Here is a 3,894-nt window from a genome sequence, read left to right as displayed (position 1 = left end):
TCCTCGAGAGCATCGGCTGTACTTTGGCGTTAGCCGAGGTCTACGACAAGATTCAGTTCGAGCAGGATGTGCCGTTGCAGTGATCGCTGATCACCTCGAAACCGACCAGATTGCGCTCTTGTTTGCTGAACTCGACGCCGATGAGGTGGATGGGCTGCTTGAGGGCTTGGTACTTCTCAGCGTAATTCCTGGCCTGGAGTTGTTCTAGCGCCCGGCCATCAGGTACCAGCTCGACCCGCTGTGCGACCTGCGCATCTGTATGCGGAGGACATCGCCATTCAGGTTGCTCAGGGATGCGCGCGATCAGGCCGTCGATCAGGCGTTAAATCCGTGTGATGGCGGCGATGAGCCCGTTCTTTTGCAGCGCGGCGTAGACCTTTCGACTGGTCTTCGCCAGTCGCGATAGGTCACCAAAATTCGGCATCTCGCCAGCCTCAAGGCGTTGCTCCCAGCCGCACAATTCGCCATCGAGGTAGTCGAGCAGTTTCAGCGAGCAGCCTTGGCAGTCGCCGCTGCAGACTTGCGTTGCTGGGGCGTCGAATGGGAGCGTCTCGCGCACCTGTGCGATGAGTGTATGCATCGCAGTGCGGGTGTCGGGCTTCATGGATGAATGTGAGGCTTTCGATTAACCTGAATCTCGCGCGATTCATCTGCCGGGGTGGTGGCGCGCCATGATCGTTAGCTGGAGTTTGGTCTGCTCTCGTTTGAGCTGGGGTGATTTGGTCTCAGCCGTAGTCTGGCAGCCAGTCGTCGTCGAGGATCTGCTCAAGTTGATATGGACAGTCAACGGGGAAGAGGTGTCGATCGAGATCGGTCTCAATCACTGCATCGCGCGCGGCCTTGACGTAGACCTTGGCCAGCTGTTCTGGGCTCAGGAATCTGTTGAGACTTGGGGATTGTTCGAGCAGAGGCGTTCAATCGCTGTGCGCTGATGGTTGATCGTGATTATCCAGCGCTTGCCACGACGTTCCGGCTGGAGCTGATGCTTGAGCAAGTGCAGCATAAGCACTTGCAGCCGATTCAGCAGCTCTCGGCGTTCGCTCGCGCCCATGGATTCCAATTCCTCGGCGATGTGCTCGACGTCGAGATCGCTCAGTTGGCCTTGTCGCAACAGCTTGGCGTTGTGCAATGTCCAGGCATGGAAGTCGGTGTCATAGGAGGTGTTCTCGATCATGGCTAGGCTGTCTGAGGCTAGAAGTCATCGTCGAAGATGCTGCCTGCGATGGTAAGGGGCAAACCTCGGGGAAGCTCGGCGCGGGCGGTTGCGTTGTCTTGCAAGTCCAGCAAAACACCGTATGGAATGCGCTGCACGCGCTGAAAACAGCACTCCTGCCCTAATCGCTCGTTCAGGTACCGACACCCATCAGTGCCCGCGCTCCATCGCGGGCGTGCTAGGCGTCAATCGACCAACTCACCCTCGACCACGCTCTCAAACAGCAACTGCCCATCATGGGCATCGACCTCGATAGTGTCACCGGGGGCGAATTTGCCGGCGAGAATCTGCTGCGCGAGCGGGTTCTCGAGCTGGGCGCGGATCGCGCGCTTGAGCGGGCGGGCGCCGTAGACCGGATCGAACCCGGCCTCGCCGAGCAGGTCGAGCGCGGCATCGCTCAGGGTCAGGCCCATCTCGCGGTCGGCCAGCCGCTCCTTGAGATAGCCGATCTGAATCCCGGCGATGGCGCGGATCTGCAGCTCATCGAGCGGATGGAAGACGACGATCTCATCCAGGCGGTTGATGAACTCGGGCCGGAAGGCGACGCGCACCACCTCCATCACCGCCTCCTTCATCTCGGCATACTGCGCCTCGCCGGACTTCTGCTGGATGATGTCCGAGCCGAGATTCGAGGTCATCACGATTACCGCATTGCGGAAGTCGACCGTGCGGCCCTGGCCATCGGTCAGGCGGCCGTCGTCGAGCACCTGCAGCAGGATGTTGAACACATCCGGATGCGCCTTCTCGACCTCGTCCATCAGGATCACCGCATAGGGCCGGCGGCGGATCGCCTCGGTCAGATAACCGCCCTCCTCATAGCCGACATAGCCGGGCGGAGCGCCGATCAGCCGCGCGACCGAGTGCTTCTCCATGAACTCGGACATATCGATGCGGACCATGGCCTCCTCGGTATCGAACATGAACTCGGCCAACGCCTTGCACAGCTCGGTCTTGCCGACGCCGGTGGGGCCGAGGAACAGGAAGGAGCCGATCGGCCGGTTCGGGTCGGACAGACCCGCCCGCGAGCGACGAATGGCATCGCTGACCGCGCGCACCGCCTCCTGCTGGCCGATCACGCGCTGCTCGATCTCACCCTCCATCTTCAGCAGCTTGTCACGCTCGCCCTCGAGCATCTTGCTGACCGGGATGCCGGTCCATTTGGAGACGATCTGCGCGACCTCCTCGGCGCCGACCTTGTTGCGCAGCAGCTGGTTCGCGGCGCTGCCATCGGCCTCAGCGGCCGAGGCAAGTCGCTTCTCAAGCTCGGGAATGCGCCCGTATTGCAGCTCGGACATGCGGGTGAGGTCGCCGGCGCGGCGCGCGGTCTCCATCTCGACGCGGGCGCGATCCAGCTCTTCCTTGATATGCGCCGTGCCCTGCACCGCAGCCTTCTCCGACTTCCAGATCTCGTCGAGGTCGGAAAACTCTCGCCCCAGCACCTTGATCTGCTCTTCGAGGTCGCGTAGGCGCTTCTTCGAGGCCTCGTCGGACTCCTTCTTCAGCGCCTCGCGCTCGATCTTGAGCTGGATCAGCCGCCGGTCGAGCTTGTCCATCTCCTCCGGCATCGAGTCGATCTCCATGCGGATCTGCGAGGCGGCCTCGTCGATCAGGTCGATCGCCTTGTCCGGGAGTTGGCGATCGGCGATGTAGCGGTGGCTCAGCGTGGCCGCGGCAACGATCGCCGGATCGGTGATCTCGACCGCGTGATGGACCTCGTAGCGCTCCTTGAGGCCGCGCAGAATGGCGACCGTGTCCTCGACATTGGGCTCGTTGACCAGCACCTTCTGGAAACGCCGCTCGAGCGCTGCGTCCTTCTCGACGTACTTGCGGTACTCGTCGAGCGTGGTGGCGCCGATGCAGTGCAATTCGCCGCGCGCCAGCGCCGGCTTGAGCATGTTGCCGGCGTCCATCGCGCCCTCGGCCTTGCCGGCGCCGACCATGGTGTGCAGCTCGTCGATGAACAGCACGACGTTGCCTTCCTGCTTGGCGATGTCGTTAAGCACCGCTTTCAGACGCTCCTCGAACTCGCCGCGGAATTTGGCGCCGGCGATCAGCCCGGCCATATCCAAAGCCAGCAGCCGCTTGGTCTTGAGTCCCTCGGGCACCTCGCCGTTGACCATTCGCTGCGCCAGGCCTTCGACGATGGCGGTCTTGCCGACGCCGGGCTCGCCGATCAGTACCGGGTTGTTCTTGGTGCGACGCGCGAGCACTTGAATGGTGCGGCGGATCTCATCGTCGCGTCCGATCACCGGGTCGAGCTTGCCTTGCTCGGCGCGCTCGGTCATGTCGATGGTGTATTTCTCGAGCGCCTGGCGCTGCTCCTCGGCGTTCGGGTCGTTGACCGCCTCGCCGCCGCGCAGGCTCTCGATCGCCTTCTCCAGCGCGCCCTTGCTGGCGCCGGCCTCGCGCAGCAGCTTACCGAGCTCGCCCTTGTCCTCAAGCGCGGCCAAGACGAACAGCTCAGAGCTGATGTACTGATCGTTGCGTGTTTGGGCCAGCTTATCGGTCAGGTTGAGCAGCTTGCCCAACGCATTGGAAACGGTCACGTCGCCGCCGCTCCCTGAGACCTGCGGCAGGCGCTCGAGCGCCTCGCCGAGCGCAGAGCGCAGCCGATTGACGCTGACATCGGCCTGCGCCAGCAGATGGCGCACGGTGCCGCCGTCTTGATCGAGCAGGGCCAG

General features: G+C 62.8%; 5 protein-coding genes. All 5 read right to left on the bottom strand.

The window, feature by feature from the left end; translation table 11 throughout:
- Positions 1-52: 52 nt before the first annotated feature.
- Complete coding sequence (locus VBE63_RS25710; protein WP_323685851.1) at positions 53-229, bottom strand: PD-(D/E)XK nuclease domain-containing protein; 177 nt, start codon at positions 227-229, stop codon at positions 53-55.
- A 93-nt stretch (positions 230-322) separates the two neighbouring features.
- Complete coding sequence (locus tag VBE63_RS25705) at positions 323-580, bottom strand: hypothetical protein (protein ID WP_323685849.1); 258 nt, start codon at positions 578-580, stop codon at positions 323-325.
- Between the two features lie 145 nt (positions 581-725).
- Positions 726-860 (bottom strand): DUF29 family protein, encoded by a 135-nt coding sequence (locus VBE63_RS25700; protein WP_323685850.1) that lies wholly within the window; start codon positions 858-860, stop codon positions 726-728.
- An 11-nt stretch (positions 861-871) separates the two neighbouring features.
- A complete protein-coding gene (locus VBE63_RS25695; protein ID WP_323685848.1) occupies positions 872-1,174 on the bottom strand; it encodes a DUF29 domain-containing protein in 303 nt (100 codons plus the stop codon).
- A gap of 224 nt (positions 1,175-1,398) precedes the next feature.
- Positions 1,399-3,894, bottom strand: a 2,496-nt coding sequence (clpB, locus tag VBE63_RS25690) for an ATP-dependent chaperone ClpB (RefSeq protein WP_323685847.1), incomplete at its 5' end; no start/stop codon positions are given.

The organism is Lamprobacter sp. (assembly GCF_034860625.1).
GTDB lineage: Bacteria > Pseudomonadota > Gammaproteobacteria > Chromatiales > Chromatiaceae > Lamprobacter.
Note: the sequence above shows the minus strand (reverse complement) of the source record. Positions and strands in the feature narration are given on the sequence as shown.

Coding starts and splice junctions, on each gene's coding strand:
- VBE63_RS25705 (WP_323685849.1), bottom strand. CDS start 580: ATGCATACACTCATCGCACAGGTGCGCGAGACGCTCCCATTCGACGCC.
- VBE63_RS25695 (WP_323685848.1), bottom strand. CDS start 1,174: ATGATCGAGAACACCTCCTATGACACCGACTTCCATGCCTGGACATTG.